General features: G+C 39.1%; 28 protein-coding genes. 14 read left to right on the top strand and 14 right to left on the bottom strand.

The window, feature by feature from the left end; translation table 11 throughout:
• Nucleotides 1-222 precede the first annotated feature (222 nt).
• From AC27JL_RS07575 to AC27JL_RS07565, 3 genes are all read right to left on the bottom strand, one after another.
• Nucleotides 223-2,469, bottom strand: coding sequence for an aminotransferase class V-fold PLP-dependent enzyme (locus tag AC27JL_RS07575; RefSeq protein ID WP_487195272.1), 2,247 nt, complete (start codon nt 2,467-2,469; stop codon nt 223-225).
• A 115-nt stretch (nt 2,470-2,584) separates the two neighbouring features.
• Complete coding sequence (locus tag AC27JL_RS07570) at nt 2,585-3,664, bottom strand: AI-2E family transporter (RefSeq protein WP_341218770.1); 1,080 nt, start codon at nt 3,662-3,664, stop codon at nt 2,585-2,587.
• Entirely contained in the window at nt 3,657-3,875 is a 219-nt protein-coding gene (locus tag AC27JL_RS07565; protein WP_008129787.1) for a sulfurtransferase TusA family protein, read from the bottom strand. The genes AC27JL_RS07570 and AC27JL_RS07565 overlap by 8 nt, the downstream gene beginning before the upstream one ends.
• A gap of 148 nt (nt 3,876-4,023) precedes the next feature.
• Here AC27JL_RS07565 and AC27JL_RS07560 point away from each other — a divergent pair, with 148 nt between their 5' ends.
• Genes AC27JL_RS07560 through AC27JL_RS07540 form a run of 5 tightly spaced genes read left to right on the top strand, consistent with a single transcriptional unit; the run spans nt 4,024 to nt 7,542 of the window.
• Nucleotides 4,024-4,689, top strand: a complete 666-nt coding sequence (locus AC27JL_RS07560) for a hypothetical protein (protein WP_006792336.1) — start codon at nt 4,024-4,026, stop codon at nt 4,687-4,689.
• A 1-nt stretch (nt 4,690) separates the two neighbouring features.
• Nucleotides 4,691-6,148 (top strand): beta-barrel assembly-enhancing protease, encoded by a 1,458-nt coding sequence (gene bepA, locus AC27JL_RS07555; RefSeq protein ID WP_487195271.1) that lies wholly within the window; start codon nt 4,691-4,693, stop codon nt 6,146-6,148.
• Between the two features lie 52 nt (nt 6,149-6,200).
• Nucleotides 6,201-6,548 (top strand): arsenate reductase (glutaredoxin), encoded by a 348-nt coding sequence (gene arsC / locus AC27JL_RS07550; RefSeq protein WP_033019120.1) that lies wholly within the window; start codon nt 6,201-6,203, stop codon nt 6,546-6,548.
• Nucleotides 6,548-7,102, top strand: a complete 555-nt coding sequence (gene wrbA / locus AC27JL_RS07545; RefSeq protein ID WP_006792333.1) for an NAD(P)H:quinone oxidoreductase — start codon at nt 6,548-6,550, stop codon at nt 7,100-7,102. Before arsC ends, wrbA begins: the two co-directional genes overlap by 1 nt.
• Complete coding sequence (locus tag AC27JL_RS07540; protein ID WP_058428672.1) at nt 7,099-7,542, top strand: DUF2069 domain-containing protein; 444 nt, start codon at nt 7,099-7,101, stop codon at nt 7,540-7,542. The genes wrbA and AC27JL_RS07540 overlap by 4 nt, the downstream gene beginning before the upstream one ends.
• 66 nt (nt 7,543-7,608) lie before the next feature.
• On the opposite strand, the gene AC27JL_RS07535 is transcribed toward AC27JL_RS07540, so the two are convergent.
• Both AC27JL_RS07535 and AC27JL_RS07530 read right to left on the bottom strand, forming a co-directional pair.
• On the bottom strand, nt 7,609-8,946 hold the full coding sequence (locus AC27JL_RS07535; protein ID WP_487195270.1) for an ankyrin repeat domain-containing protein: 1,338 nt from the start codon (nt 8,944-8,946) through the stop codon (nt 7,609-7,611).
• A gap of 223 nt (nt 8,947-9,169) precedes the next feature.
• A complete protein-coding gene (locus tag AC27JL_RS07530; RefSeq protein ID WP_203983997.1) occupies nt 9,170-9,763 on the bottom strand; it encodes an MlaC/ttg2D family ABC transporter substrate-binding protein in 594 nt (197 codons plus the stop codon).
• Nucleotides 9,764-10,006: 243 nt separating this feature from the next.
• Here AC27JL_RS07530 and AC27JL_RS07525 point away from each other — a divergent pair, with 243 nt between their 5' ends.
• Together AC27JL_RS07525 and AC27JL_RS07520 are read left to right on the top strand one after the other, a co-directional pair.
• Nucleotides 10,007-10,537 carry an acyloxyacyl hydrolase gene (locus tag AC27JL_RS07525; RefSeq protein WP_305473342.1) on the top strand — a complete coding sequence of 177 codons (531 nt, stop codon included), beginning with the start codon at nt 10,007-10,009 and terminating at the stop codon, nt 10,535-10,537.
• A gap of 76 nt (nt 10,538-10,613) precedes the next feature.
• A complete protein-coding gene (locus AC27JL_RS07520; RefSeq protein WP_006792328.1) occupies nt 10,614-10,760 on the top strand; it encodes a DUF2897 family protein in 147 nt (48 codons plus the stop codon).
• A gap of 31 nt (nt 10,761-10,791) precedes the next feature.
• Here AC27JL_RS07520 and AC27JL_RS07515 read toward each other — a convergent pair whose 3' ends face one another.
• Together AC27JL_RS07515 and bamC are read right to left on the bottom strand one after the other, a co-directional pair.
• Nucleotides 10,792-12,162: a YjiH family protein gene (locus tag AC27JL_RS07515; RefSeq protein WP_487195268.1), complete on the bottom strand. Its 1,371-nt coding sequence runs from the start codon at nt 12,160-12,162 to the stop codon at nt 10,792-10,794.
• A gap of 65 nt (nt 12,163-12,227) precedes the next feature.
• Nucleotides 12,228-13,286: an NlpB/DapX family lipoprotein gene (bamC, locus tag AC27JL_RS07510; protein WP_487195266.1), complete on the bottom strand. Its 1,059-nt coding sequence runs from the start codon at nt 13,284-13,286 to the stop codon at nt 12,228-12,230.
• A gap of 358 nt (nt 13,287-13,644) precedes the next feature.
• On the opposite strand from bamC, the gene AC27JL_RS07505 reads away from it, so the two are divergent.
• The 5 genes from AC27JL_RS07505 to AC27JL_RS07485 all read left to right on the top strand — a co-directional run bounded on the left by AC27JL_RS07505 (nt 13,645) and on the right by AC27JL_RS07485 (nt 15,787).
• A complete protein-coding gene (locus AC27JL_RS07505) occupies nt 13,645-14,178 on the top strand; it encodes a glycine cleavage system transcriptional repressor (RefSeq protein ID WP_008129801.1) in 534 nt (177 codons plus the stop codon).
• Nucleotides 14,179-14,187: 9 nt separating this feature from the next.
• The gene (bcp, locus tag AC27JL_RS07500) at nt 14,188-14,667 is read left to right on the top strand and encodes a thioredoxin-dependent thiol peroxidase (protein WP_008129802.1); all 480 of its coding nucleotides are present in this window, start codon (nt 14,188-14,190) and stop codon (nt 14,665-14,667) included.
• A 190-nt stretch (nt 14,668-14,857) separates the two neighbouring features.
• Complete coding sequence (locus AC27JL_RS07495) at nt 14,858-15,076, top strand: DUF6500 family protein (RefSeq protein WP_058428667.1); 219 nt, start codon at nt 14,858-14,860, stop codon at nt 15,074-15,076.
• An 86-nt stretch (nt 15,077-15,162) separates the two neighbouring features.
• The gene (locus tag AC27JL_RS07490; RefSeq protein WP_487195265.1) at nt 15,163-15,519 is read left to right on the top strand and encodes a 2OG-Fe(II) oxygenase family protein; all 357 of its coding nucleotides are present in this window, start codon (nt 15,163-15,165) and stop codon (nt 15,517-15,519) included.
• 10 nt (nt 15,520-15,529) lie between these two features.
• Nucleotides 15,530-15,787, top strand: coding sequence for a hypothetical protein (locus AC27JL_RS07485; protein WP_008129805.1), 258 nt, complete (start codon nt 15,530-15,532; stop codon nt 15,785-15,787).
• Between the two features lie 205 nt (nt 15,788-15,992).
• On the opposite strand, the gene queE is transcribed toward AC27JL_RS07485, so the two are convergent.
• Entirely contained in the window at nt 15,993-16,658 is a 666-nt protein-coding gene (gene queE / locus AC27JL_RS07480; protein ID WP_487195595.1) for a 7-carboxy-7-deazaguanine synthase QueE, read from the bottom strand.
• Between the two features lie 120 nt (nt 16,659-16,778).
• On the opposite strand from queE, the gene queC reads away from it, so the two are divergent.
• Nucleotides 16,779-17,459, top strand: coding sequence for a 7-cyano-7-deazaguanine synthase QueC (queC, locus tag AC27JL_RS07475; RefSeq protein WP_336624191.1), 681 nt, complete (start codon nt 16,779-16,781; stop codon nt 17,457-17,459).
• A gap of 82 nt (nt 17,460-17,541) precedes the next feature.
• On the opposite strand, the gene AC27JL_RS07470 is transcribed toward queC, so the two are convergent.
• Nucleotides 17,542-17,991: a methyltransferase family protein gene (locus AC27JL_RS07470; protein ID WP_006792319.1), complete on the bottom strand. Its 450-nt coding sequence runs from the start codon at nt 17,989-17,991 to the stop codon at nt 17,542-17,544.
• A 256-nt stretch (nt 17,992-18,247) separates the two neighbouring features.
• On the opposite strand from AC27JL_RS07470, the gene AC27JL_RS07465 reads away from it, so the two are divergent.
• On the top strand, nt 18,248-18,490 hold the full coding sequence (locus AC27JL_RS07465) for a hypothetical protein (RefSeq protein ID WP_006792318.1): 243 nt from the start codon (nt 18,248-18,250) through the stop codon (nt 18,488-18,490).
• Between the two features lie 34 nt (nt 18,491-18,524).
• Here AC27JL_RS07465 and AC27JL_RS07460 read toward each other — a convergent pair whose 3' ends face one another.
• From AC27JL_RS07460 to AC27JL_RS07440, 5 genes are all read right to left on the bottom strand, one after another.
• Nucleotides 18,525-19,550 (bottom strand): hypothetical protein, encoded by a 1,026-nt coding sequence (locus AC27JL_RS07460; RefSeq protein ID WP_487195264.1) that lies wholly within the window; start codon nt 19,548-19,550, stop codon nt 18,525-18,527.
• Between the two features lie 103 nt (nt 19,551-19,653).
• Nucleotides 19,654-20,334, bottom strand: a complete 681-nt coding sequence (locus AC27JL_RS07455) for a tRNA (adenine(22)-N(1))-methyltransferase TrmK (RefSeq protein ID WP_487195262.1) — start codon at nt 20,332-20,334, stop codon at nt 19,654-19,656.
• Nucleotides 20,335-21,273 carry a class I SAM-dependent methyltransferase gene (locus tag AC27JL_RS07450; RefSeq protein ID WP_487195261.1) on the bottom strand — a complete coding sequence of 313 codons (939 nt, stop codon included), beginning with the start codon at nt 21,271-21,273 and terminating at the stop codon, nt 20,335-20,337.
• 3 nt (nt 21,274-21,276) lie between these two features.
• The gene (uvrB, locus tag AC27JL_RS07445) at nt 21,277-23,271 is read right to left on the bottom strand and encodes an excinuclease ABC subunit UvrB (protein WP_008129815.1); all 1,995 of its coding nucleotides are present in this window, start codon (nt 23,269-23,271) and stop codon (nt 21,277-21,279) included.
• On the bottom strand, nt 23,268-24,647 hold the full coding sequence (locus AC27JL_RS07440) for an MATE family efflux transporter (protein WP_487195260.1): 1,380 nt from the start codon (nt 24,645-24,647) through the stop codon (nt 23,268-23,270). Before AC27JL_RS07440 ends, uvrB begins: the two co-directional genes overlap by 4 nt.
• Between the last annotated feature and the right edge of the window lie 621 nt (nt 24,648-25,268).

The raw sequence follows: 25,268 nt of genomic DNA, 5'->3' as shown, positions 1-25,268 counted from the left end.
TGATAACGCAATTTTTGTCTTTTGACACCGGTATCATAAATATTTTGCAAATTATTTTACCCGCAATTTCAAAGGCACCCACAAAGCTTAATCGATTAAGTTGCTATGTTCGTGAATTTTACTAAACGTTCAGTACTTTTTTAATAGTTATGACATTTATATGAATAAATAAAAATCGGCTACCAGAGCCGATTTAATTTGAATCCTTTTAGTGTCGTATAATTAGAGGCTCAATGCCAAACCACCCTCTAAGTTATACACTGTTTGATACCCTAGTTGCGTTAGATTAGCAGCCGCAAGCTTTGATCGGTTACCGCTACGACATAACAATATATATTTATCGCTCTTACTAAGCTGACCTTCCATCAATGCGTTAGCCATTCTACTAAGCGGTATATTAAGTGTTTTTATTTTTTGGGTGCGAAACAATTGCGATACATTATTAGCACCATGCTCGTATGGCTCTCTAGTATCAATCAAATATGCATCGTTTTTAGTAAGCATTGCCTTTGCACTATCAAAATTTAATTGCTGAATAGATAATTCGGGCAACGCGGTGACATAACCACACAATTGTGACCTCGATTTTTCTTTAGCCTGATCATCAAGCTGTTTTTTAATAACAAATTCATCAATACTCATTTGGCCGTTTATTAATCCGTTTAATAAAGGTGTTTGTTGTTGCTCGGCCTCCCAGTTCATTGCAAAACATTGTAAATAATCATGTCCTGAGCAAATCACACTTGTTTTATCTAGCTGCTCAGCAAGCGCTAGAATAGAATGAGCCATGGTCTTTGCACTGCCACCAGCTAAAGACGTGTTCCCCAAGCCTGCGGGTAATATTAGGTCACCACAAAAGCAATAATTGATGTGATTATCTTCATTTTTTAGAACATAACTTACGCTATCTTCACTGTGCCCTGGTGTGGCTATTTTTTCTAATCGTTGGTTATTGAGGTCAATATACGCTGCATGTATTGGCCAACCCAGTTTATCTATTTCAATGTCATCGCATCGACTCCCTAATACACTGCGTAATAAAGTAACGCCGCAATGGCGCTCTTGGTGAGCATGCGTATTCAGCACTGCCTTAATAGTGAGGTTTTGTGTATTGGCTATTTTTTCTAAACGCGGTATGAGCTCTACAATAGGATCTATAATAATTGCCTGTTTATTCTCACTTACATATAACCAACAACAGGCTCCTTGGTGCCTAAACTGCGTTAAACCAATCGCGCACACATCTTGGTGAGGTGTTGCGCTATCAGATACGATTAAACAGTTAGCCTGCAAAATGGCTTTTAATGCACGTATAGATTCACACGCATTTGCTATTTCTTCGGCTGTAGCTGCGGGACCAAACGATAGCCTAATTGCATTTTCACTCTGCCATTGGTTAACGCCCATAGCATCAAGCACAAAGCTCGTTGAAGAACCCGTGCTACATGCAGACCCTCCACTGACACGAATACCAGCAGCATCAAATAAATCAATCACTTCTTTGCTTGTTAGTTCATTTACAGCAAAATTGAGTGTTGTTGGTACCGAATGCTCAAAACTATGATTAAGCGTAACCTCACCAAAAGTATCTTCAATTGCGCATTTTATTTGCGCGCGGTAGCTATTGAGCACATCGATTGGTTTAAACGTGGTATCTGACCTGTCTAGCAGTAAGCTAAATAGTTTATTTAACCCGGCAATACCGGGTAAGTTCTCGGTACCCGAACGCATACCGCTCTCTTGCCCGCCCCCTGCTATAAACGGTGTATAGGCGCTGCCAGCTCGTATATATAAAAAACCGATGCCTTTGGGTGCGTAAAGTTTATGGCCTGAAAAGGGAGCGTAATCTATTGTGGTCGCGCTCAGATTAAGTTGCTTTTTGCCCAGTGCTTGAACACAATCGACCATCCACGACACGTCAGGGTTTAAAAAACGGATCGTTTGTTCAATAGCATCTAAATCTTGATACACACCGGTTTCATTGTTTACCGCCATTGTGCATATCATAAGCGCATTAGGAATGTGTTCTGCAATAAAAGTAAGGTCTAGAATTCCATTGCTATCTACCGGAATTGCTAAAATTTTGGCATTAATGCCCAATACATCATTCCAATGCTTTAAGGTATTAGGTACCGCTTTGTGCTCTGTAGCGCCATACAATAGCACTGGATTATCTATTTTATGAGTTTTAGCATTAATGAGTGTGGAAACGACAGCGGTTTGAATGCCTTCAGTCGCGCCAGAGGTAAACAAAATATTTCCCTCTTTTGCGCCTATCACTGTTCGTGCGTTTTTACGAGTTTGCTCTAACAAATGCTTAGCTTGAATACCTGTAATGTGTGGGCTTGATGGATTACCAAAGCAAATTTGCATTGTATGAGAGACCACCTGAGCAATGCATGGCAACACCGGCGTTGTTGCATTTGCATCGAGGTAAATTTGCTCAGAGCTTAATAAAGAGTCAGACATCTAAAAACGCACCTTATTACTAAAAGATATATCTTATTACTAATATTACATAACTTTAGACGTATTGAGTAATAATCAATTAGTACTGACGGTGCGTTTTCTATGCCTTTTTGAACTAACCCTCTGTCAGTTTATTATTCAGCTCTTCTTGCGTTGAAGACCAAGCAGTAATTAATGCCTTAACAAGCGAAGCCAAAGGAATGGCAAAAAATACCCCCCAAAAGCCCCAAAGACCACCAAAAAACAAAACTGCGACAATTATAAATACAGGATTTAAGTCAACCGCTTCTGAAAATAACAATGGCACAAGTACATTGCCATCAAGGGCCTGTATAATCCCGTAAATAATCAAAATAGTCCAAAATTGAGTTTCTAATCCAAATTGAAATAACGCCACAGCAGCGACCGGAATAGTCACCAGCGCAGCACCCACAAACGGAATTAACACAGAAAAACCAACTAACACACCTAACAAGGCTGCGTAGCGTAAATCTAAAAATGTAAACGCAATAAACGAAACGCCACCTACAATTAAAATTTCAAACACTTTCCCGCGAATGTAATTCATAATTTGTTGGTTCATTTCATTCCACACTTGCAAAATTAAACGGCGCTGTTGCGGAATTAATTTAGCCACACTACCCGTTAACTCGAGCTTATCTTTAAGCATAAAAAACACCAGCAACGGCACAAGTACAAGATAAATTAACCACGCTACAACATCTTTTAGCGACGTTAATGAAAACGATAAAACGACTTGGCCAAATTCAATGACTTTAGCCTCGACAGTAGCAACAATGCCTTGTACTTGGTCGGCATTTATTAAACTTGGGTATTGCTCGGGTAAGGCAACTAAATACGACTTACCTTGCTCTAACATATGAGGGGTTTCTTGCACTAAGTTACTGGTTTGTTTCCAAAGAACAGGACCAATCACTAAAATTAAAGTAAGCATAATGCCTGTAAATATAAGCATTACGATCACGGTTGCTGTAAAACGGCGTAAACCAAGACGCTCTAGATGTACAACAGGCCAATCAAGTAAATAAGCAATAACTAATGCCACTAAAACCGGCACAATTAACGAGCCAAAAAAGTACAGTAAGGCAACAGAAACGAGTAGTAAAAATAATAAGGTGACCGAATGAGGATCGGAGAATTTTCTTTCGTACCATGTTTTTATATATTCAAACACGTAATGGCTCCACTAATAATAAACCTTGTTGTTTATCTAAGTTGTAACTGTAAGCATATTTTTTTAAATATCGCTCAATATCATCCATGCTCTCATCACTATTTACACTAAAAGTGATGGCTTGCCGTGTAGATAATGCTTCACGTAGCCCTAATTTAAACTGAATAAACTGTTGAGGACATCTATAACTTCGTAAATCTTGGTGTAACATACTCGCTTTACCGATTTATTAAAATGAATAATAAGTCGCATTGCTGTGCATCAGTAGCCAGTAAAATATCAACAAATGTAACTTTTTCTTAAAACAATGCCTGCAATGGTTTATTCTGTAATACATAGTTAGTAGTAAGGACAGGTTAATGTCTCGCACGCATAATAAAGCGCATTTACCAAGTAATCCAACACTCAAAGAGATTAATTGGTATAAAAAGCAAATAAATTGGGGGGAGCTTCCTCCTTTTTATCATTTAGTTGCCTCTTCAGTTAGCGAGTCTGAAGGTGTTTTAGAGCATGGATTTGATAACGCCGTAAAACAACTTATCGACAGACGTAACTGGAATCTAGACATACTCGACGGCTTTGAGGACGATTTAGGTGAGATCCATACCAAACATAAACCTCGCATTGCATTACATCAGGTATTTACAGACAGGGGCTTTGAACTGTGGGCACTGCCTTATGCAAAAGATATTGTTGTTGACCAATACATAAAAGATAACCGCTTTATGGAGTTTAGAGTATGGGATCCGCATTCAATGAAAGTGCTTTTAAGGCTAAATCAACTACATAAATTTATTGGTTTTTACTTTGAGCGCGGTGATAAAGCCGATAAAGCCCTTATTTTACATTCACACAAAGTGGTTCATAAAATTATTACTTTTTTGCAGCGGGAGTTGAACGTAATAAAGATAGATGGAGTCTCAATAAAAGAACTCTACCAGTTGTGCGAAAAAGACAGCCGTGCAAGCAGTGACGAAATAGACATAGCCAAAATTGCCATTGGCGAGCCAATAAACAAGGAATAAGATGCAGCTAAAATCAGCCTTTATCTCTTTATGCAGTGCCGTACTTACACTTAGCCTTCTAGTAAGTGAGCCATTAAAGGCGCAAACTAACTTTAATCTTCCTGACTTGGGAACTTCTGCATTACAAGTACTCCCCCTCGAAAAAGAACAAGCGATTGGGGAAGTAATGATGATGCAAATACGTGGTGGCTCACCGATTATTAACGATCCCGTATTAGATGAATACCTAACTACCATTGGTAGAAAGCTTGTTGCAAACGCAAACGATGTACGTTTTCCGTTTTCATTTTTTTGGATCAATAACTCAGATATTAACGCCTTTGCTTTTTACGGCGGACATGTCGGTGTGCACACAGGCCTTATCGCGCAAGCCGATAGCGAAAGTCAGTTTGCATCTGTGCTCGGTCACGAAATCGCTCACGTGACTCAGCGCCATTTAGCACGCAGAATCCAGCAACAACAAGATAACAGCGCAATGACTATAGCGGGGATGATTGCCGGTATTTTAGCAACTATTGTTGCCCCAGACGCTGGTATTGCCATTATATCAGCAAGCCAAACACAATCTGCTTTTAGCCAATTAACGCACAGTCGCTCTGCTGAACAAGAAGCTGATCGAATAGGCATGCAAACACTTAATAATGCAGGGTTTGATGCGCGTGCATCTAGCGACTTTTTAACTAAACTGGCTGCACAAATTCGTTATAAGTATAAACCACCTGCATTTTTGCTTACTCACCCACTGCCAGAAAGTCGAGTGTCTGATGTACGTCTTCGTGCTGAGCAGTACCCAAAGCGTCGCTTACCTGCAAGCCTCGAATTTAACCTTGCTAAAAGCCGAGTACTTGCGCGTTACGACAATAAACCAGAAAATGCTGAAGCCTTATTTAGAAAACTCCTTCGTGAAAACAGCTACAGCAATACAGCACTTAATTACGGTTTAGCGTTAAGTTTACTTGATCAAGAAAAACTTGATGAAGCAGACACTATTTTAAGCAAGCTATTAAAAAGTGACCCTAAGAATTTATTTTATATTGATACGCAAACTGATTTACTCATAGCGCAAAAAAAAGCCGACGAAGCCGTTTCATTTTTAGCTGAACTACATAATTACCGCCCTAACAATCAAGTAATTACGCTCAACTATGCAAATGCAGCATTAGAAGCTAAGCAATACGAACTTGCTGAAAACGTGCTTAAAGGTTTTTTATTAGAAAAACCAGAGCATAGTTTAGGTAAAGAGCTACTGGCTGACGCGTACAAAAAACAAGACAAATTGGCGGCCTATCACGAGGCAAACGCTGACGTGCTATCTCAATACGGTGCTTACATGAAAGCCGCTGATGAAATCCAAAAAGCGCTTAACTTCGTAGAATCAACAGAGTTAATAAAACAGCAGCGATTAAAAGCATTACTTACTCAGTACCGCCGTTTACAAAAAGAGCTTGCAAGGCTTTAAGTCTGCAAGCTGTTGCCCTAAAATAGAGGCAATTAACACTATGGAAACTTTTATGTCTGTTACTATTTATCATAATCCGCGCTGTTCTAAATCGCGTGAAACACTTGCCCTTTTACAAAGTAAATCAATTGAGCCCACCGTTGTTGAGTATTTAAAAACGCCTTTAACATCTGATCAAATAACCACACTTATAGAACAACTTGGTTTTAGCTCTGCTCGTGATTTAATGCGTACAAAAGAAACCGAGTACAAAACGCTAAATTTAAAAGACGAAACAAACGAAACCACGCTTATAAACGCCATGGTTCAGCATCCAAAATTAATTGAACGCCCTATTGTTGAACACAATGGTAAAGCCGCAATTGGTCGCCCACCAGAAAACGTTTTAAGCGTTTTATAATGAGTACAACCATCGTGGTACTTTACCACTCGAGCCATGGCTCCGTTGAAGCAATGGCCCATGAAATAGCTGAGTCAATAGAGCAACAAGGCGCAACAGCCCTACTGAGAACGTTTGTAGCTAAAAACCCGCACGATATTGTCATTAGTAAAGATGATCTTATACAGTGTGATGGCTTGGCTTTTGGTACACCTACCCGATTTGGTATGATGGCTTCTCAAGCCAAAGCATTTTGGGAAACCACCAGCGAGCTATGGCTTAAAGGCCAACTAATTGATAAGCCCGCATGTGTGTTTTCATCGTCAAGCAGTATGCACGGCGGTAATGAGGCCACACTGCTTAATTTATCATTGCCCTTACTACACCACGGAATGATGCTACTTGGTGTACCTTACGATGTGCCCGAATTATTAGGCACTCAAACTGGCGGTACCCCCTATGGCGCTACGCACGTTGCCGGTAGCAACAATAGTGCCCAGTTAAGTAAAGACGAAATTAAAATATGCCAAAGCGTAGGTATACGCCTGACAAAAATTGCGAGTAAACTTCAATGAACACAGCGCAACCCCCTGCTAAAAAGCCAATAACCGTAAAATTTCAACGCATTGCATTAATTGGCTATATTGGCCTGCTCGTTTTAATGCCATTATGGATGTATTTTGTGCCGCCTCAAGAAGGCCCGCTCGATGTTATGTCGCTATTTGTACCTATAATTCCTCTATTACTACCGCTTAGAGGTATTATAAAAGACAGTACTTATACCTACGCTTGGGCAAACTTTGTTGTTATGCTTTATTTTATTCATGGCTTAACTATGCTTTGGGTTGCACCTGACGAGCTGATTTGGGTGTTACTTGAGTTGTTATTTGCATCTTTCATGTTTATTGGGTGTACTTATTATGCAAGACACCGCGGGCAAGAGTTAGGCTTAAAAATTCGCAAACTAAAAGAAGATTTAGCTGACGAAAAAGCCGCTAACGAGCTTCACAAGTAAAATAAAAAAAGCGCGTTTACTATTGGGCAAACGCGCTTTTATACATTTTAAGTACGTATTAACTATTTAAACCAATTCACTTAGTGCAGCCAACGTCACTATACCCGCTAAACATAGCTGAGCTAATAAGCTCAATAACGAAAAGCCCCTCAATACAAATAACCCCCAAGGGTGTTTTATATGTGGATACAAAGCGCAGCGCTTTAAGCTCATAGCAAAGAAAAAGCAAATCACCGTAACCATAGTTAAACCAAGCGTCAGTTCACTTTTTATGGTCAGCGCTTCATCAAAAAAGAAAAATAACTGTAATGGCAATAATAAAGTCACAATAGCATGTAAAACATGCACTTTTTTAATACGATCAAATTGCCCTTCTGGGGATAGCTCTTTAATCCCAAAATCACGCTCTAGGCATTTAACTAGGTTTTGCGCTTTAATGCTCACAGCCAATCGGTAGCAACTTAGGCCCTCGTTATTACGCGCTCTAAAATCAAAGCCTGCTTTTATTAGCATCACCATTAACGATTCATTTTTTGAGAGCACAGCATAATGCAATGCAGTATTACCAAGGCTATCAAGGGCTTTTTTATCTTGCTTAGGTAGTAAGGTTTGCACAACGTTTACAAAACCACGCTCTGCCGCCCACATAAATGCCGTTTTACCGTTATCATCAGCTAATGTGCCTGTTGCACCTTGCTCAATAAAGCGCATAGCCATTGTTTGCTTGGCCGTTTTTTTACGTAAATGTGTTAGGAGCGCTTGCTCAAGTAAAACCACAGAATCAACATCAGGCGATACTTGTTTCAATAAAGTAAAATAGTCTTTACCCATTGCTACTTTGTCACTTGCAAGCCCACTTAACACTTCTAAGTCAGCAATTGACTCAGGTATAAAGTGACTTAAGCGATCTCTAAAATCAACTTCTTTCCATAGCGATAACGCATCAACAGCACTAAGCTTACTGCCATTATTTAAAGCATGTTCAATGAGTGTAAAATAGCGTTTGCTAAAAAATAAATTAAACAATGAAAGCGGTGTTTCAACTGCATTTTGTGCGGCAACACTTGCGTATTTCTCTAAACGCTGACACAACAATAGCACTAAGCTCTCTGGAGTATATTCGTTATCGTAAAAGTGGGTTTTCATTGCGCCTACGTATGCCTGTGCATCTTCGTCGTATTCACAAATATGTTGAAAATAGCATTCTTCAAAAGGTTCAAGCGGTGTTAACCACGCCAAATAATAAATCGGGGGCAAAACAGTGGTACACACACCATCGTCTTCATTGGTAGAACGACAAGCTGGCCAAGCTTCTAAAGCATCTAAAATAAAGGCACCGTTTTGCTCTACAAGGCCTTTAATGAGTAACGGATATTCCTTTGGCCAAATCAGTACATTTTCCATTAAAACAACACAACTCCAGTGTAGCTTGGGTAAGTGGTCAGGTTATAACAGCTTTCAGCTGACACCACGCTTAATCAAAGAGGCGATATTCTAGCACACCCAGATCGCCACGCTAGAACAAAGTAGATGAATAATGAAAAATATAAAAGCAGCCAAGTAAGTAATTACATGGCTGCTTTTTAGGTTGGAGTTGGGCTTAATCTCTTCCACACAAAAAGATTAATTATTTATTCTTTAACTCGCTAATTACTTGGTCAATGCCTACATCTGAAATGCGCTGAATTATCTCTTTTTGCTTAGCACTTAAAAGCGAAATACCCTCGGCTACAATATCATACACCTTCCATTGGTTATCTTTACCTAGGCGTAACTTAAAGCTTAAATCAATTGTGGGGGCGTTAGGCTCTATAATTTGCGTATTAACCGTGGCATATTCTGAATCGCTTTGTGCATTATTGTGCTCAAAAACCACTTTTTGGCCTGTGTATTTCATTAATGCACCGGCATATGTACCAGTTAAGTAATGCTCAACCGCGTCAATAAAATCAACAGCTTGTTGGCGCTCAATACCTTTAATGTGTTTACCTAATAGTTTAAAAGATACAAACTTAATATCAATGTGTGGCATTAAACGTTTTTCAACAATTCCCGACATTTCAATTTTACTGGCATTACCTTTACTGTTCACTTTACCTATATCAGCAAAAAGGGTGTCTGCAACAGACTCTAAAAGTATATCTGGTGATTGCTGAGCTTGTGCATAAAGCGATGTGCTTAAAAATGCGGTAGCAATTAAAAATAGTTTAATAAGTTTCATAATATTTTTTGTTTGTGTGATTAAGTTAAGGCTAATTTACGTCATTAATACGCAATAAAAAAGGCACAAATAAGCAACTTATTAATGCCCAAAAAGCACCAATAGATTAAGTAATTAAATTTCAATAAGTTAATAAAACCTATTAACACACCGTATACATCCCCATTTTCTCTCGTCTTGAATTTATAACCTCCCCACCCTCATCATTTGTTTTTTCGATAAACCAACTATCAGCGAGCAGCTATGAAATCCTTTTTTAAAATACTTATTTTATTAATCGCCTCACTTTTTATTAATAACACAGCATTAGCGCAATCAAACCATGGCTACGCAGTCGACTTACTTAAAGGCACGGGTAATATAAATGGAATAAAATTAGCTTATCAATACCATATGCCAAAAATGCAAAACTTAGTTGGAGATACCCGCTTTTATATCGAAACCAGTGTAAACCTGTGGGAATTTGCGCATAACCACCACTCACAATCTAACTTGGTATTAGCGGTATCGCCTGTATTGCAGTTTCCAGCATTTAGTTTTAATAACACCCCGTTTTATGTTGAAGCAGGCATTGGTGTTTCACTTATTGACGAAACACAGTTTGGTGGTAAAAATTTAAGTAGCCATTATCAATTTGAAGATCGTATTGGACTCGTTGCCGACTTAGGCGATACAAACATTGCTTTGCGAATTATTCATTATTCTAATGCGGGGTTTCAAAAGCCCAATCCAGGCCTTGATTTTATGACCTTATCGGTTGCCAAGCGATTTTAATACCCTCTGATTTGTTTGCTGGTAATTACTATTTAAAAACGTAAAATAATAAGCAAACAAAAACTGAGAAATTAAAATGCAAACATGGCAAGTAATCCTCATTGTGGTGATGGTATTTGGTGTTGTAATAGGAAATATTGCCTTGATAAAACACAGTGCTAATATGGAATTTAAAAAGTCAGACTCGCACTTAAAAAACAAACAAGACACAAAAAAGCCCTGATAAATCAGGGCTTTTAATTTAAAAAATAAGCTTAACCAACAAGCCAATGTGCCATTAACGAAATAATCGGCAATGTTATAAGTGTTCTGAGAATAAATATTACAAACAACTCAACAATGTTTACTGGGATTTTGCTTCCTAACAGCAGCGCCCCCACTTCAGACATGTAAATAAGCTGAGTCACACTCATCGCGGCAATGATAAAGCGTGTTACATCACTCTCAATAGTCCCAGCTGCAAGGATTGAAGGGATAAACATATCGGCAAAACCAACCATGATTGTTTGTGCTGCAGCCTCAGCTTCAGGCACTTGCAACAATTCTAAAAATGGAATAAACGGCATACCTAAATATTGAAAAAGCGGCGTATATTCTGCAATAATTAATGCAAATGTACCCACGGCCATAACAACAGGTAATACAGCAAATACCATATCAAGTGCGTTGTGTACGCCTTCTTTTAACGTCCCCACTATACCCGGCGATTTATCTGCCTTGGCCAGCGCAATATCTAAAGAATGACCCACTAATGATTTACCTTCAGGCACCAGCTCAGCGTTTGCATCAGGCTCTGAGCCATCAATAAGTAAATCTTTTTTAAACCTAAGCGGTGGCAAGCGCGGCACAATAATAGCAGCAGTAATACCTGCCAAGCACACCGTTAAATAAAACGGAGCAAATAAATACTCAAGCTTTACTTGGCCAATCACCACTAAACAAAACGTAATTGAAACAGCAGAAAATGTAGTACCAATAACAGCGGCTTCGCGTTGTGTGTAGTATTTATCTTCGTACTGGCGCGCAGTCATTAATATTCCCACACTGCCATCACCTAACCACGATGCCACACAGTTAACGGCACTTCGCCCTGGAACGCCAAATAACGGGCGCATTACTTTAGTTAATAACGTACCTACCAACTCAAGCAACCCAAAGTTAAGTAACAAAGGAAGTAAAAGTCCTGCCAGTATAAATACCGAAAACAACACAGGAAGTAAGTCGTTTAACACGAGTGCCCCTGTATTTTCAGACGTGATCGCATGCGGCCCCACGCCTAAAAAGGTCATTAATACAAATGCAGTACCAAATAAACGCGTAAGCAACCAAACCCTACTAACATTAAATAAGTGGTTAAACAGTGGTACTTTACAAATCACTTGAGGCTTAAAAACACTTACAATGAGTGAAAACGCACCCGTTATACAAATTATGGCAGTAATAATGGCTTGTGCTGTATCTGCAAAAAATACTTGCATGGCTTTGGCCATCATTGCAATAGGAATCGTCATTGCTTCACCGCTCGACACCGGCGTCATAAACAAAAACACACCAATTAGCGAAGGCACAAGGAACGCAAACCAAGTACGCCAATCGTACTGAGGTGAAGTTGATAATTGAGACATATTTTTAACCTATAAAAACCACAAAAAGAGCTAAGCGCTCTTTTTGTGGTAAAACGTATTATTATTTATATTTTAATGCCGCGCTTAATAAGTGCTGCTTCTAGTGCTTGCTGTAAACCATTCATGGTACCTGGCTCTAGCGTTTCGCCTTTATCGTCCATCCAGGTTAAGCTTGTGCCACCTTGCTTAGTTTTACTCACTAAAATTTGGTATTGGCCTTCATCTATTGGTAATTGCGCAACATCGTCGCCCCAAATCGAATCCCACATACTGCTTTCTGGTGCTTTATAGTCAGCTGTAATTAAACCTGTATCTTGGTTTATTTCAACAATAGTAAACGACAAACGCTCTAAAAAGCCTGAAAAACGATCAAATACCGCATCGTAAGACTGCTCAGTAACCAGCGCTGCATTACCTTTATTGTCAAAGCCCATTTCTAAAGAAATAATACCTTGGCGCTTGCGCATATCAACCTCAAGCTGGCGATAGCGGAAATCAAATTCAGTAATAACTTGGTTAAGTGCACGCACTTCTAATTGCTGTTTAAGCAAGTCTGTAAGTGTTGTATCACCTTTAAAATCGATTAACTCAGCACGTAAAGAGGCTGTACGTTCATGCGATTTTTTTTCAATAGAAAATCTAAAACGTTGCTGGTCATCGTTCTTTTCATCGCCCCACAACCAGCTTTCTTCGGTTTTAATAATTGCGTACCAATCGGTTTCAATAATGCCAAGTAGCTTATCTTCTTTGGTAGTAGCGGTGTTGTTTTCAGCTAAAACAGCTTTAATTGAATCCCAAATAAAGTCATCTAAATCAACAATGCCATCGTTTTTATCAAAATATACGCGTGCTAAATTATCAGCCTCTTCGACCCAGCTGCCTTTTGCTACAGTGAGTACTTGAGCTGGTGGACGATAATTGGTTGCGTCTGGATTATTGTTATACTGACCTACTTCCATTTTATAAACTGGATCTTGAGCCGGCTGAGATAAAGACGCTGGCGCTTTTACAGGCTCATGCGCGCGGTAATTACGTTCATTATGCGCATCGTTAACAAATACACTACACCCTGATAAACTTACCAATACACTTACTGCAAGTGCTTTTGGGATCCAATACTGCACAGATAATTCTCCTTAGCATACCCTTTAATTGTTTTAACAAATATATGAGTGGGTTATGCCGATTTGGTTCAGTGTAAAATCAATATTAACTTTACATTTTTATTTGGCTGCTTAATTGCAATAAAGTTCAGCACCTCAACTTAGAAAAAACTAAGGGCAAATAAGCAAATTTTAACTATGGTACTTTCCTGTGCTAGTAAAAACAAGAAACACCGTACTTTAAACGCGCTTAATTAGCCCGCATTGTAGTTTACACACTGTTTTGTGTTAAACTTCGCCGCCGAGCAAGTCCTCGAGTGTATTTAGTAGTGTTATCCATTGCGTTGTTATAACCCTTGTAACTTAGGTATTTTAACCCATGACTGCATTTTCAAATCATCAAATTGTGTTAACTGCTATCGGCGAAGACAGGCCTGGTATTGTCAGTGAACTGACGCAACTAGTCAGCGACTGTCACTGCAATATTATTGACAGCCGCATTGCCATTTTAGGCTGCGAGTTTACCTTTATAATGTTATTGCAGGGCGATATGTCGGCCATTAGCCGAATTGAACATGTGTTACCAACCAAAGCAATGGAACTTGGCTTGTTAACCATGATGAAACGCACAACCAGCCATACCCCTAGCGAGTTTTGCGCCGGTTACACATTAGAATACACGGGTATAGATACCCCTGGTACGCTAAGCAAAGTGACACGCTTTTTTGCCGATAACCACATCAGCATTTGCTCTTTAAAGTCAGATACGTTTAATGAAGAAACTGACACTAAAATGCGCTGTGAAGTAGAATTTAATATCCCCATAGATGTAGATATAGATAAATTTAAAATTAGTTTTGAGAGCCTTTCTCATACCCTAAACGTAGATTATATTTTTAAACGCATTCGTTAAGGAAATAGCATGAACACAATTAGTCCATTACAAGCTGGTGATACAGCACCCGCTTTTAGCTTACAAAACCAAAACGACGAAACAATCACATTAAGTGAATTGTTAAAAGAACAACAAGTACTTGTGTACTTTTACCCTAAAGCGTCTACACCAGGTTGTACCGTGCAAGCAGAAAACCTGCGCGACCAACAAGCTGAGCTTGCTAAATTTAACACCCGTGTTGTAGGCATCAGCCCAGATCCAATTAAGCGCCTTAAAAACTTTGAAACTAAAAAAGAGCTTAACTTTGATTTACTCGCCGATGAAGATCACGCCATTGCAGAAGCATTTGGTGTATGGGGCTACAAAAAGTTTATGGGTAAAGAGTACGACGGTATTCACCGCTTAACGTTTTTAGTAGGCCAAGACGGTAAAATTAAACACTTATTTGATAAATTTAAGACCAAAGATCATCACCAAGTGGTGCTTGATTATTTGGCGGCAGAATAAGCTCGCTAACTACGACCAAAAAAATACATAAAGCGTTGCCCTAGAGCAGCGCTTTTTTATGTTATTTACTAAATAACGTGGTTAAATAAAGCATCTTCGAAAAATAAATAAACAACTGCACGTTTTGAATTTAAAGTTACAGTTTGTTCCTTTTTGTTTTCACCAATACGCTTTATTAGGTTACTCATATATGAGACAAGAATTAAGAACTAAAATCATTGAAGTATGTGATAAAAAAATTGCCAGTAAAGGTGATAATGTAGGTCTGTCTTTCTACGCTTTTTTTGCTAATAAAAACAACAATCCTGAACTTTTAATGGAAGCTGCTACTTGGTGGATTCAAACTCATCAGTTAGATCACTTCGTTAAAGCTCATAAAATAAAACAGATGATGCTGAGTAATTTATAAGCCCTAAAGTGTTCATATTCAATGTGCATAATGCTTTAAGCAACAGTTAAAAGCGCGATTTAAAGTCTCTAAATCAAGGAGTGTGTATGTCTTTTGTAAAAAAGCTATTTCGGTGGTCACGAGGCAGGCAAAAATCGGGCTATGATAAAATGCTGCTTTGTGGTGCATTTTGGCCCATAAAGTTTGATTTGTATTTATTAAAGTTCCCAAAAGGAAGTGAAATACCACCGCACACTGATCTTGTTAAGGATGGTCAGCATTACAGACTAAATATTGTGTTAAAAAAAGCGGATATAGGCGGAGAGTTTATTTGCTCTAGCCTCATATTTGAAACAGAAAGGATCAAGTTATTTCGCCCTGATATCAGCAGGCACCAAGTATCAAAGGTAGAAAAAGGTAACCGATATATACTCAGTATTGGCTGGATAAAAAACAAAATATAAGGATTTAAATTTGAAAAAGGCAGTTAGATTTAAAGCGTATTTAGTGGCTTTAATCACATGTATTATTGGGTTTCAGTTTTCGCCGGCAAGTAATCAGTTTTATGCAAACCCGTTTTATATTGGCGGTTTTATTTTTGCAATCGTACTAATTGTTAATGTTATTAATTACTTCTGCCCAAAGTGTAAGAAAAACCAAGTAATGCAATCGGCTAAAGGCTATCGCCTGCCTACAAATAAGTGCTATCACTGCGGGGAAGAAATTAACTAACATTGTCGGAGGCGCTTTGCTTATCCGACCTACGTGTTTAAATAAGCTTGTTAGAGTTTGATATAAAGAGTGCTTGGAAAGAGTGAGCATTGAAGTTGCTGTGTTGGGTTTCGTTTCACTCAACCCAACCTTTTATCTACAGAATATAACTTAACGCAGAGCAGCTTATCGCTTACAGCTAACCACTTAAAGCCGCCTTTGCGCTTTAACTAATTCCTAAATACTTGTGTACTTGTATTGATAGGCGCCAGTTTTTGGCAATACAGGTGTCGATTGCTAATTTGGTTGCTGATACTTTTTGGCTAATTGGCTGTAAGTAAACAAGCTTTGGGTTAACACCTGTTTTAGCAAATAATTCTTCAAGCTCTTCTACGTGCTTTTGCATCGCTACTGGGTGCTTTATCTCGTTGGCGCGTTTCATGGCGCTGGTAAGTACTTCATAACCGCCGCGCATGTTTATTTTAGGCGATACAGTAACCCATGTTTGCTCAGGGGCAAGTATTTCAAACGTGCCGCTGGTTTCTATTTGTGTAGTAAAGCCTTGTGCATGTAATAAGTTACATACTGGGTTTAAATCGTACATACACGGCTCGCCGCCGGTAATTACAACATGCTTGGCTGTATAGCCACGTGATTTAAACAGCTCAAGTACTTGCTCGGCGCTGGCATCGGCCCAATGATCTGAGTCGGCTTTTTTCTCTACGGTTTCGTCAAGAGACACTTTGTATACGTTGTCTACATCCCATGTTTGTTTTGTGTCGCACCACGAACACCCTACAGGGCAACCTTGCAGGCGTAAAAATATTGAGGGTGTGCCAGTAAAGCTTGCTTCACCTTGAATGGTTTCAAACACTTCATTAATTTTGTACAAAAGAGATCTCACTTACTACCTAGCAGCAACATTGCTACTATTAAAGACGAAAAAGCGCTGAGCAAAAATTGTTATTTAAGCCGCGGCCGTGTAGTATATCGCGCCCTGATATAAACCTCTATTAAAACTAAGAGCAAAACAGATATGACGCAAAAAGTAGTTGTTATTTATTCCGGCGGTATGGACTCATTTACCGTGTTAAATAAAGCCCTGCAACAAGGCCATGATGTATATGCCCTTTCGTTTGACTATGGTCAGCGTCATGTAAAAGAGCTTAAAGTTGCAGCGAATGTGTGTGAAAAGCTTAATGTTCCACACAAAATAGTTGATATTTCAGCTATTAATCAGCTTATTGGTGGCTCATCATTAACCGATAACATTGATGTACCAGAAGGCCATTACGAAGAAGAGAGCATGAAGAGTACGATTGTGCCAAATCGTAATATGATTTTGCTCTCGCTTGCAGTTGGTTACGCAGTATCACTTAAAGCAAGCCAAGTTTATTACGGTGCTCATTCTGGGGATCATGCTATTTACCCCGACTGCCGCCCTGAGTTTGTGAAGAAAATGGATGATGTGTGTCGTATAGCTAATTATGATGCCGTTGAAATTTTTAGCCCATATCTTAATAACACCAAGATTGATATTTTAACTGACGGGATAAAAATGGGTTTAGATTACAGCCAAACATGGACATGTTACAACGGCCGTGAAAAGGCCTGTGGTAAGTGTGGTGCGTGCCAAGAACGTTTAGAAGCATTTGCACTAAACAATATTACAGATCCGTTAGAATACGAATAAGCAACACATAAATAAAAGAGAAAGGCTATGTTACATAGCCTTTTTTATTGCATAGTAAATTAATTACACGGCATTTCAGACTCTATAGCCAGCGCCTTACGCGAGCTTTATAGATAGTAAATTCATCACCAAATAACTTAGTAAGCGCACGTTCTTCTGGCATTATTTGAAACAACGTTAAATAGCCAATAAACCCAATAACACCTAACATTGCCCAAACAGAGCTTAACCACACACCCCACCCAGCTAAAATAAATGCAAATCCTAAATACATGGGATTACGTGAAATTCGGTAAATACCGCTGGTAACTAATTTTGATGCCTGTTCTGGTTTATTGGGGTTTACTGTGGTTTTGGCTAGCTTAAAGCTCACAACACCCGCAACACAGCTTGCACACCCAATAATAACTAAACTTGCCGCCAAGTAGGCAACAAATACAGTAAAGTCAATAACACTGTAATGCGCTATAAGCGCCATAATGCCTGCAAAAAATAGAACAACTATAACGGGAGGTATTTTATTATTTAGCATAATAACTCTCTGATAAAATTAGTTTATAAAATAGTGTGTTAGTAACTATATGGCGATTGGTTTTACATTAAACAACCCTGTTACTGTATAAAGTATGAACACCAGACAAAAAGCACTGATGCACATGTTTATAGCCACAGTGTTAATTGATTGATTTCAAATCGTCACTCTTTACAAATAAAGTTACAATTGTCAGCTTTATCTAAATTGAAGAAAGCGTATACTTTAAAAATAAAAATATAAAAGGAATGTAGTTATGTCTGGTACTACGATGATTGTACTTATCGTGCTTATATCTGTGGGTTCGGGTGTGGTTTACGATATGTATAAAAAGCATTTAGAGTTTAAACATAAAATGCAAAACAACAATAGCGATGCTCATAAACAACTTGCTGAAACAAAAGCAGAAGTGGTTGCACTAAGAGAACGTGTACAAACACTCGAAGCCATTGTGACCGACTCAAGCTTTAACGTTAAGCAAGAAATCAACAAACTGTAAGCGTTGTTAAACGCTTACTTGTTCGCTAAGGCCATTAAAGGTAGTTTGGGTATAAATGGGCATTTTCTGGTTGCTCTATTCCATGGGCTGCTAAAAACCCACCTATAGCTTGCCCACACCCCTGAGGTGCTCGCCCGCTGTCTATTTCGAAGTTTAATTGATTAGCTTCTTGCTTACCCATTGAGCACAAATCAACTGTATTTGGTGAGCGCATTGCAATGCTTAACTTACCAATACTTTCTACCGCCACACTTTTACTAAAGCGGGCAAAACCTTGATACTTAAACTGCTCATTTACGTAGTCGTTGCTAGTATTAACTAAGGCTGTAATAAAACCATGTAAAAAGTGGTTAGTAGACGAACCCGTAGTTAAAAACGCAATTGTTTTGTTATTAAATTCATTAAGCTGAGCGTTGTCGCAATGAAGCTTTACTGTATACAAGTGTTGCTGCTCGTTTATAACTTGATGGCTAGTAAGCTCAACAGTCGAGTCAGCAAAAACAATACGGCTGATTAAATCTTTAACGTCATTATTATGCCGAGCTTGTATGACTAGTTCAGGGTTTTGCGCCATGACAGGTAAGTCGTGGTGATTATTAAATGGTGTGCTAATTGCACCATTTTGTTTTAACTGAAACAACTCTCTCACTTCGTGCTCACGCGCTACTTTTAAAGCTAAAAAAGCAGTTTGAATAAGTTCTGAAGTGGGCAAGTTTTCTTCTACTATCCAGCGCCTACCGAATAGCAATTTTTTTGCCTTATCGGCATTTTGATGGCCACTTTTTTTGTAGTTGTCAGGGCTTAGTACTGCAACTTGTAGGTAAATTTCATCGCCTTTTTGTGCAGCAAGAACTCTAAAGTGCGCCGAAAACTCTATGCTTTCGAGCACTTCATTTACACTTTCAAGTGTATGCTTGTAACGTAAAAAATGCTGTGGAACGACCCAATTATTATTAGCTAATTGCACAAGCGGCGCATAGGGAATTGGCTGCTCGTAGCTATGTTGCCATTTTTTGTCGTTACTGAGTAACGTATTTAGGTGACTATTTTTATCTGACATAAATAAACCAAATAAACTCGCACTGGGCAAGATATTAACTGTGCTTACATTACGTGTTTTGTTATGTAATTAGATCACAGCCGCCCGACAAAATTGGGCTTTTTTAACTATCGTATAGACTTTGATAGTCGCTTATAACTTTTTGATAATAAAGCTCATCTTTATTGAGCATTTTATTATAATGATTTAACAGTCGTTGAATGTAAGCCGTATGCTGTTTATTATTTAAGTCCCACATGGCATCACCTGTTTTACTTACCGTTTGGTTGCTTTTAAAGCTAACCTCTATGAGTTCGTATATACGGTTTTTATCGCTTATGATGTGCTCACTATGCAAACCCAAATTAAGCGTGTGTAAACCACTGCGCAGTAAATAGGTGTGGTGAATTGGGCATAAAATAAATCGCACATGCTTTACAGACTCTGGCGAGTTGTTAGCTATTATTTGCTGCACTAAACGCAGCGCTAATTCACCACCTATACCTGCTATAACCACTACCTGATTTGCTACATCATCAAGCTTTATACTTCCAACGTCCTGACACAAGACCTGCCATTCAGGCTTTTTATCACCAGGCGTCCTTAATTTTTTGTTACGTGTAAGCGTTGCCTCAAGGTCAGCCATGATATTGGGTAAAATATCAACAAATATGACCTTATCCGCAGCTGAGCGCTTTAACAAAGCCATTCCCAAATAGCCATGATCGCAGCAGCAATCCCAAATAGTGTTTTGCTGGCGAGTGATCAGCGCATCAATCGCAGCCAGTCGTTTACTGAGCTTCATTTAATCAGGCGAATGTGACATTTTATAGACAAGCGCTTTTAAACTTTTATCACTGTCTATTTCAATAAAGCGTGCGGTAGGTGCAAGGCGCGCTACAAATTCAATCGCACCTTGTGTGTGCTCAGCAATAAGTGCTTTAAATGCATCCTCAGTTAGCTCGGGGCTATTGGCGCATAAGAGCAATTTAGTTGTTTGATTAAGTAACTCAGGGAGCCTACGAAGCACTTTTTGGTAATCTTTAGTTAAAATAAAGCTGCCTTTTTGAAAACTTGGTGGGTCAACAATAATCAGATCAAACGGAGCCGCTTTTTTTAATTTACCAAACGACTTTAAAATATCGTGAGGTAAGTAACTCACGCCTTTGTCAAAGCCATTTAACTGATGGTTTTGCTTACCTACTTTGAGTACTCCTTTGCTCATATCCATATTCATTACGTGATCAGCGCCGCCCTGCATTGCTGCTAACGAAAAGCCGCACGTGTACGAAAATAAATTAAGTACTTTGCCATGCTTACTATTCGCCATTACAAACTCACGGCCGCTTCGCATATCTGGAAAAATCCCCGTGTTTTGGCGGCTTTGCAAATCAACTAAAAAGCGAATTCCGTTTTCGGTTACTGTATGCGGATTAGGAAGCACTCCAAACATAACGGTATTTTGGCTTTGTACACCTGCGCGCTGCTGATAAACAAGCGAGGTAATTAACTCTGGGTAATGCGCTTGCGCCCACTGCCAAAGTGTTTCGGTTAGCTGATTAAGCGTGTTGTCGTCTATTTCATCGTAAGAGACTAAAAATAAGCTTGGCGGATAAAAATCTAAATTTAAGTGGCTTAATGCCTCAATACTATGGCCTCGCCCGTGAAAAACACGACACAGTTCGTTATTTAAAATAGGGGCACTCTCAAGTGCCGTGATAAGAGGCGTAAAATTTATAGTCATTTTTTAATTAATCAACTGTTGTTGTAGTTCGTGTATTTCGTCGCGCACAGAGCCCGCCTTTTCAAATTCTAAATTACTCGCATACGCGTGCATTTTAGTTTCAAGCTGCTTGATTTGCGCTGCAATTTCTTTCGCGCTCAGCACCTTTTTAGACTCTTTACGAATAAGTTGTAGGTTATCTTTAGGGCCAGCTTCTTCACCTACATCCATCACATCAAGAATCTTTTTGGCTAAAGCACGTGGCTCTATGCCGTTATCTATATTGTATTGATGTTGAATTTCGCGCCTGCGGCTTGTTTCATCTATCGCTTTTGCCATAGATTTAGTCACTTTATCGCCATATAAAATAGCACGGCCATCTAAGTGACGCGCGGCACGACCAATAGTTTGAATAAGCGAGCGAGTTGAACGTAAAAAGCCTTCTTTGTCAGCATCCAGTATGGCAACCAGTGCCACTTCAGGCATATCTAAACCTTCTCTTAGTAAGTTAATGCCTACTAGCACGTCAAACACCCCTGCGCGTAAATCACGAATTATCTCTACGCGCTCAACAGTATCTATGTCTGAATGCAAATAACGAACTTTTACGCCGTGTTCACTTAGGTAATCGGTTAAATCTTCAGACATACGTTTAGTAAGCGTAGTCACTAATACGCGCTCACCTTTTTCAACACATTGGTATATTTCTGATAATAAATCATCAACTTGGTCGCCAACAGGCCTTACTTCTATAAGCGGGTCTAAAAGTCCTGTTGGACGAATAATTTGCTCTGCAACTTCCCCGCCACTGCGCTCCATTTCAAAGTCGCCAGGCGTTGCCGATACATAAATGGTTTGCGGAGCAATGGCTTCAAACTCCTCAAACCTAAGTGGGCGATTATCCATGGCTGAGGGCATTCTAAAACCATATTCTACAAGGTTTTCTTTACGGCTTCTGTCGCCTTTATACATAGCGCCAATTTGCGACACCGTTACATGAGATTCATCAATAATCATTAATGCGTCATCAGGCAGGTAATCAAGCAATGTTGGTGGCGGATCGCCAGGGGTTCGCCCCGATAAATATCGACTGTAGTTTTCTATTCCCGAGCAATAACCCAACTCGGTCATCATTTCTATATCGTACTGAGTGCGCTGCGCAATACGCTGCTCTTCTACCAATTTATTAGCACTGAGTAATTGAGCTCTTCTATCTTTTAGTTCTATTTTAATATTTTCGATTGCGCCTAGAATTTTTTCTCGCGGAGTTACATAGTGCGTTTTAGGATAAATAGTGGCACGCACAATATGTTTTTCAACAGCACCTGTCAGCGGATCAAAAATACTCAAGCGCTCTATTTCGTCGTCAAACATTTCTACCCGCACTGCGTATGTTTCTGACTCTGCCGGGAATATGTCGACCACTTCGCCGCGAACTCGGTAAGTACCTCGGCTAAACTCTATGTCGTTACGGGTATATTGTATTTCGGCTAAGCGGCGAAGCATGTCACGCTGGTCAACTTTTTCGCCTACTTTTAAAAGCAACATCATTTTCATGTATGACTGGGGGTCACCCAAACCATAAATAGCCGAAACCGATGCAACAATAATGGTATCGCGGCGTTCAAGAAGTGCTTTAGTAGCACTTAAACGCATTTGTTCTATGTGCTCATTTATTGAAGCATCTTTTTCGATAAACGTATCGCTCGATACAACATAGGCCTCTGGTTGGTAATAGTCGTAATAAGAAACAAAATATTCAACGGCATTTTTAGGAAAAAACTCTTTCATTTCACCATAAAGCTGCGCAGCCAACGTTTTATTGTGGGCCATAATAATTGTTGGGCGATTTAAGTCGCTAATAATATTAGCCATGGTGAAGGTTTTACCCGTACCTGTAGCTCCTAACAATGTTTGATGAGCAAGCCCGGCCTCTAAACCTTCGCACAACTGCTTTATTGCGGTGGGTTGATCCCCTGCTGGTTTAAACTGTGATTTTAACTGAAAATGATCACTCAACTATTGCACTCCTGTAACGACTGACTGCTCAAAGACTCAAGCTCTTTTATAAACCATTTATACGCTACCAATGCGGTAAATAAATTACCGACAGCAGCACCTATAAATAATCCCGTTAACCCTGCAAAATGACTACCTAAATAAGCAAACGGAACATAGAAAACAAACAACCGAATAATACTTAAAAACAGCGCGTTCATTGGTTTATGCAAAGCATTAAACGATGAGTTCGATAATATGATCACACCTTGCAGGCCATAACTAAGTGGAATGATATAAATAAAAAGTTTAATTACATCTATTACCGCTTGCTCTTTACCAAATAACTGACTTATAACGCCAGAAAAAATAATCAGTAAAATATAAATTATGAACTGCCAAACCATGACAAACTTCAAGGTACCTATGTATGCATCTTTCACTCTACATAACTTTCCAGCCCCAAAATTTTGACTAACAAATGGAGGGAGTGTCATTGATAAGGCAAGAACTAAAATACTTGCAATAGACTCTATTCTGCTACCAACACCAAACGCGGCAACAGCCTCAGGGCCATGATTAGCAACAAGTGCAGTCATAACTGCCATTGCAACAGGCGTGAGCATATTAGCACCTGCAGCCGGCACACCTATTTTTAAGATTTTTCGGATTGCCCCCATAACCGTTTGTGAGCCCGCTTTTAAGCTAAGTAGTCGCTTTTTTACAGTTAATATATATAAAATAATCACAACGGCTACAGCCCAAGCTATTACACTTGCAATCGCAGCTCCTTGAATACCCATAGCAGGTATAGGGCCAAAACCAAATATCAGCATTGGGTCAAGTAATGCATTTATTAGCCCAGCCCCTCCCATTACAATACTTGGCGTTTTAGTATCGCCACTGGCACGTAATACGGAGTTACCAATCATTGGTGTGATCAAAAATACACTGCCAATAAACCAAATATTCATGTAGTCATGAATTAACGGAAGCACCTGCTGTCCTGCCCCCAATAATGTAAATACAGGGTCAATAAGTAGATAACCAATAAGCGATAACGCAAGCACCAATACAACAGCCACCATTATAGAGATGCTGGCATCAAATCGGGCTTCATCTATTTTGTTACTGCCTAATGCTTTTGCAATGACAGCTGAAGTACCTATTCCTAACCCTATAGCCAAACTAATGACTGTAAATGTAACAGGGAATGTAAAGCTCACTGCCGCAAGGGGCTCAGTACCTAACAAACTAATAAAAAAGGTATCAACAATATTAAACATCATTAACATGATCATGCCAAAAATCATTGGAACAGTCATGGTTTTCAACGTGGGCAAGATGGGATCGTTTAGTAAATCTGGGCGAGTCTTGGTATTTTGTGTTACGCGCATGAAATAAATAGCCTCTTTTACTGAGTTGATTATTTTAAAGCATCAGGGCAATTCAAGCCACGGATTTATCAATAGATTTAATGCAATAAAACTGCTTAAAGTGCGCCCTCGAAGTAAACATTGCTTTTTAAACGGTTTTGTTAAAACAGCGGCTTAACGCGTCAAAAAACAATTAAGACACATAATTGTTACTTTTATTACAAAACACACGCGTTACCTGATGCTTTTTTGCACAAATCTCCTTTTTGATTTATCGTAACGAAAAATTCCACTCATCGTATCACACACAATAAAACAAAAACCTTAAGCCATTGTTTTTAAATGAAATAAAAATAATGATTTAAAAGCTTGAAATCGTTGTAGCACTCTAAATTACTGGTGCTGCTGATGTTCTTAAAGTTTCATAAACAGAGTTATCCACAGAAACCGTGGATAACTCATTGGACCCCGCATTTATAAAGGGTTTAAGAGAGATACATTTTTACTACTAACTTAAAAAGTGATGAGATTTGCTTTTTTAGTGTTTTATAACCTTTGCAAACCTATTTCATCAGGTTAGTAAATTTTATTTGCAATGTGATTATTAAGCTAACCTGTTTTCAGCATTTATAATTGCAAGTT

It is taken from the genome of Pseudoalteromonas sp. 4NS20-0020 (assembly GCF_057554385.1).
This window is presented reverse-complemented; position numbering and strand designations above follow the sequence as displayed.

What these genes read in the sequence shown, in the direction of transcription:
- AC27JL_RS07575 (WP_487195272.1), bottom strand. Translation starts at nt 2,469, where the DNA reads ATGTCTGACTCTTTATTAAGCTCTGAGCAAATTTACCTCGATGCAAAT.
- AC27JL_RS07565 (WP_008129787.1), bottom strand. Translation starts at nt 3,875, where the DNA reads ATGTTACACCAAGATTTACGAAGTTATAGATGTCCTCAACAGTTTATT.
- AC27JL_RS07560 (WP_006792336.1), top strand. Translation starts at nt 4,024, where the DNA reads ATGTCTCGCACGCATAATAAAGCGCATTTACCAAGTAATCCAACACTC.
- bepA (WP_487195271.1), top strand. Translation starts at nt 4,691, where the DNA reads ATGCAGCTAAAATCAGCCTTTATCTCTTTATGCAGTGCCGTACTTACA.
- arsC (WP_033019120.1), top strand. Translation starts at nt 6,201, where the DNA reads ATGTCTGTTACTATTTATCATAATCCGCGCTGTTCTAAATCGCGTGAA.
- wrbA (WP_006792333.1), top strand. Translation starts at nt 6,548, where the DNA reads ATGAGTACAACCATCGTGGTACTTTACCACTCGAGCCATGGCTCCGTT.
- AC27JL_RS07540 (WP_058428672.1), top strand. Translation starts at nt 7,099, where the DNA reads ATGAACACAGCGCAACCCCCTGCTAAAAAGCCAATAACCGTAAAATTT.
- AC27JL_RS07535 (WP_487195270.1), bottom strand. Translation starts at nt 8,946, where the DNA reads ATGGAAAATGTACTGATTTGGCCAAAGGAATATCCGTTACTCATTAAA.
- AC27JL_RS07530 (WP_203983997.1), bottom strand. Translation starts at nt 9,763, where the DNA reads ATGAAACTTATTAAACTATTTTTAATTGCTACCGCATTTTTAAGCACA.
- AC27JL_RS07525 (WP_305473342.1), top strand. Translation starts at nt 10,007, where the DNA reads ATGAAATCCTTTTTTAAAATACTTATTTTATTAATCGCCTCACTTTTT.
- AC27JL_RS07520 (WP_006792328.1), top strand. Translation starts at nt 10,614, where the DNA reads ATGCAAACATGGCAAGTAATCCTCATTGTGGTGATGGTATTTGGTGTT.
- AC27JL_RS07515 (WP_487195268.1), bottom strand. Translation starts at nt 12,162, where the DNA reads ATGTCTCAATTATCAACTTCACCTCAGTACGATTGGCGTACTTGGTTT.
- AC27JL_RS07505 (WP_008129801.1), top strand. Translation starts at nt 13,645, where the DNA reads ATGACTGCATTTTCAAATCATCAAATTGTGTTAACTGCTATCGGCGAA.
- bcp (WP_008129802.1), top strand. Translation starts at nt 14,188, where the DNA reads ATGAACACAATTAGTCCATTACAAGCTGGTGATACAGCACCCGCTTTT.
- AC27JL_RS07495 (WP_058428667.1), top strand. Translation starts at nt 14,858, where the DNA reads ATGAGACAAGAATTAAGAACTAAAATCATTGAAGTATGTGATAAAAAA.
- AC27JL_RS07490 (WP_487195265.1), top strand. Translation starts at nt 15,163, where the DNA reads ATGTCTTTTGTAAAAAAGCTATTTCGGTGGTCACGAGGCAGGCAAAAA.
- AC27JL_RS07470 (WP_006792319.1), bottom strand. Translation starts at nt 17,991, where the DNA reads ATGCTAAATAATAAAATACCTCCCGTTATAGTTGTTCTATTTTTTGCA.
- AC27JL_RS07465 (WP_006792318.1), top strand. Translation starts at nt 18,248, where the DNA reads ATGTCTGGTACTACGATGATTGTACTTATCGTGCTTATATCTGTGGGT.
- AC27JL_RS07460 (WP_487195264.1), bottom strand. Translation starts at nt 19,550, where the DNA reads ATGTCAGATAAAAATAGTCACCTAAATACGTTACTCAGTAACGACAAA.
- AC27JL_RS07455 (WP_487195262.1), bottom strand. Translation starts at nt 20,334, where the DNA reads ATGAAGCTCAGTAAACGACTGGCTGCGATTGATGCGCTGATCACTCGC.
- AC27JL_RS07450 (WP_487195261.1), bottom strand. Translation starts at nt 21,273, where the DNA reads ATGACTATAAATTTTACGCCTCTTATCACGGCACTTGAGAGTGCCCCT.
- AC27JL_RS07440 (WP_487195260.1), bottom strand. Translation starts at nt 24,647, where the DNA reads ATGCGCGTAACACAAAATACCAAGACTCGCCCAGATTTACTAAACGAT.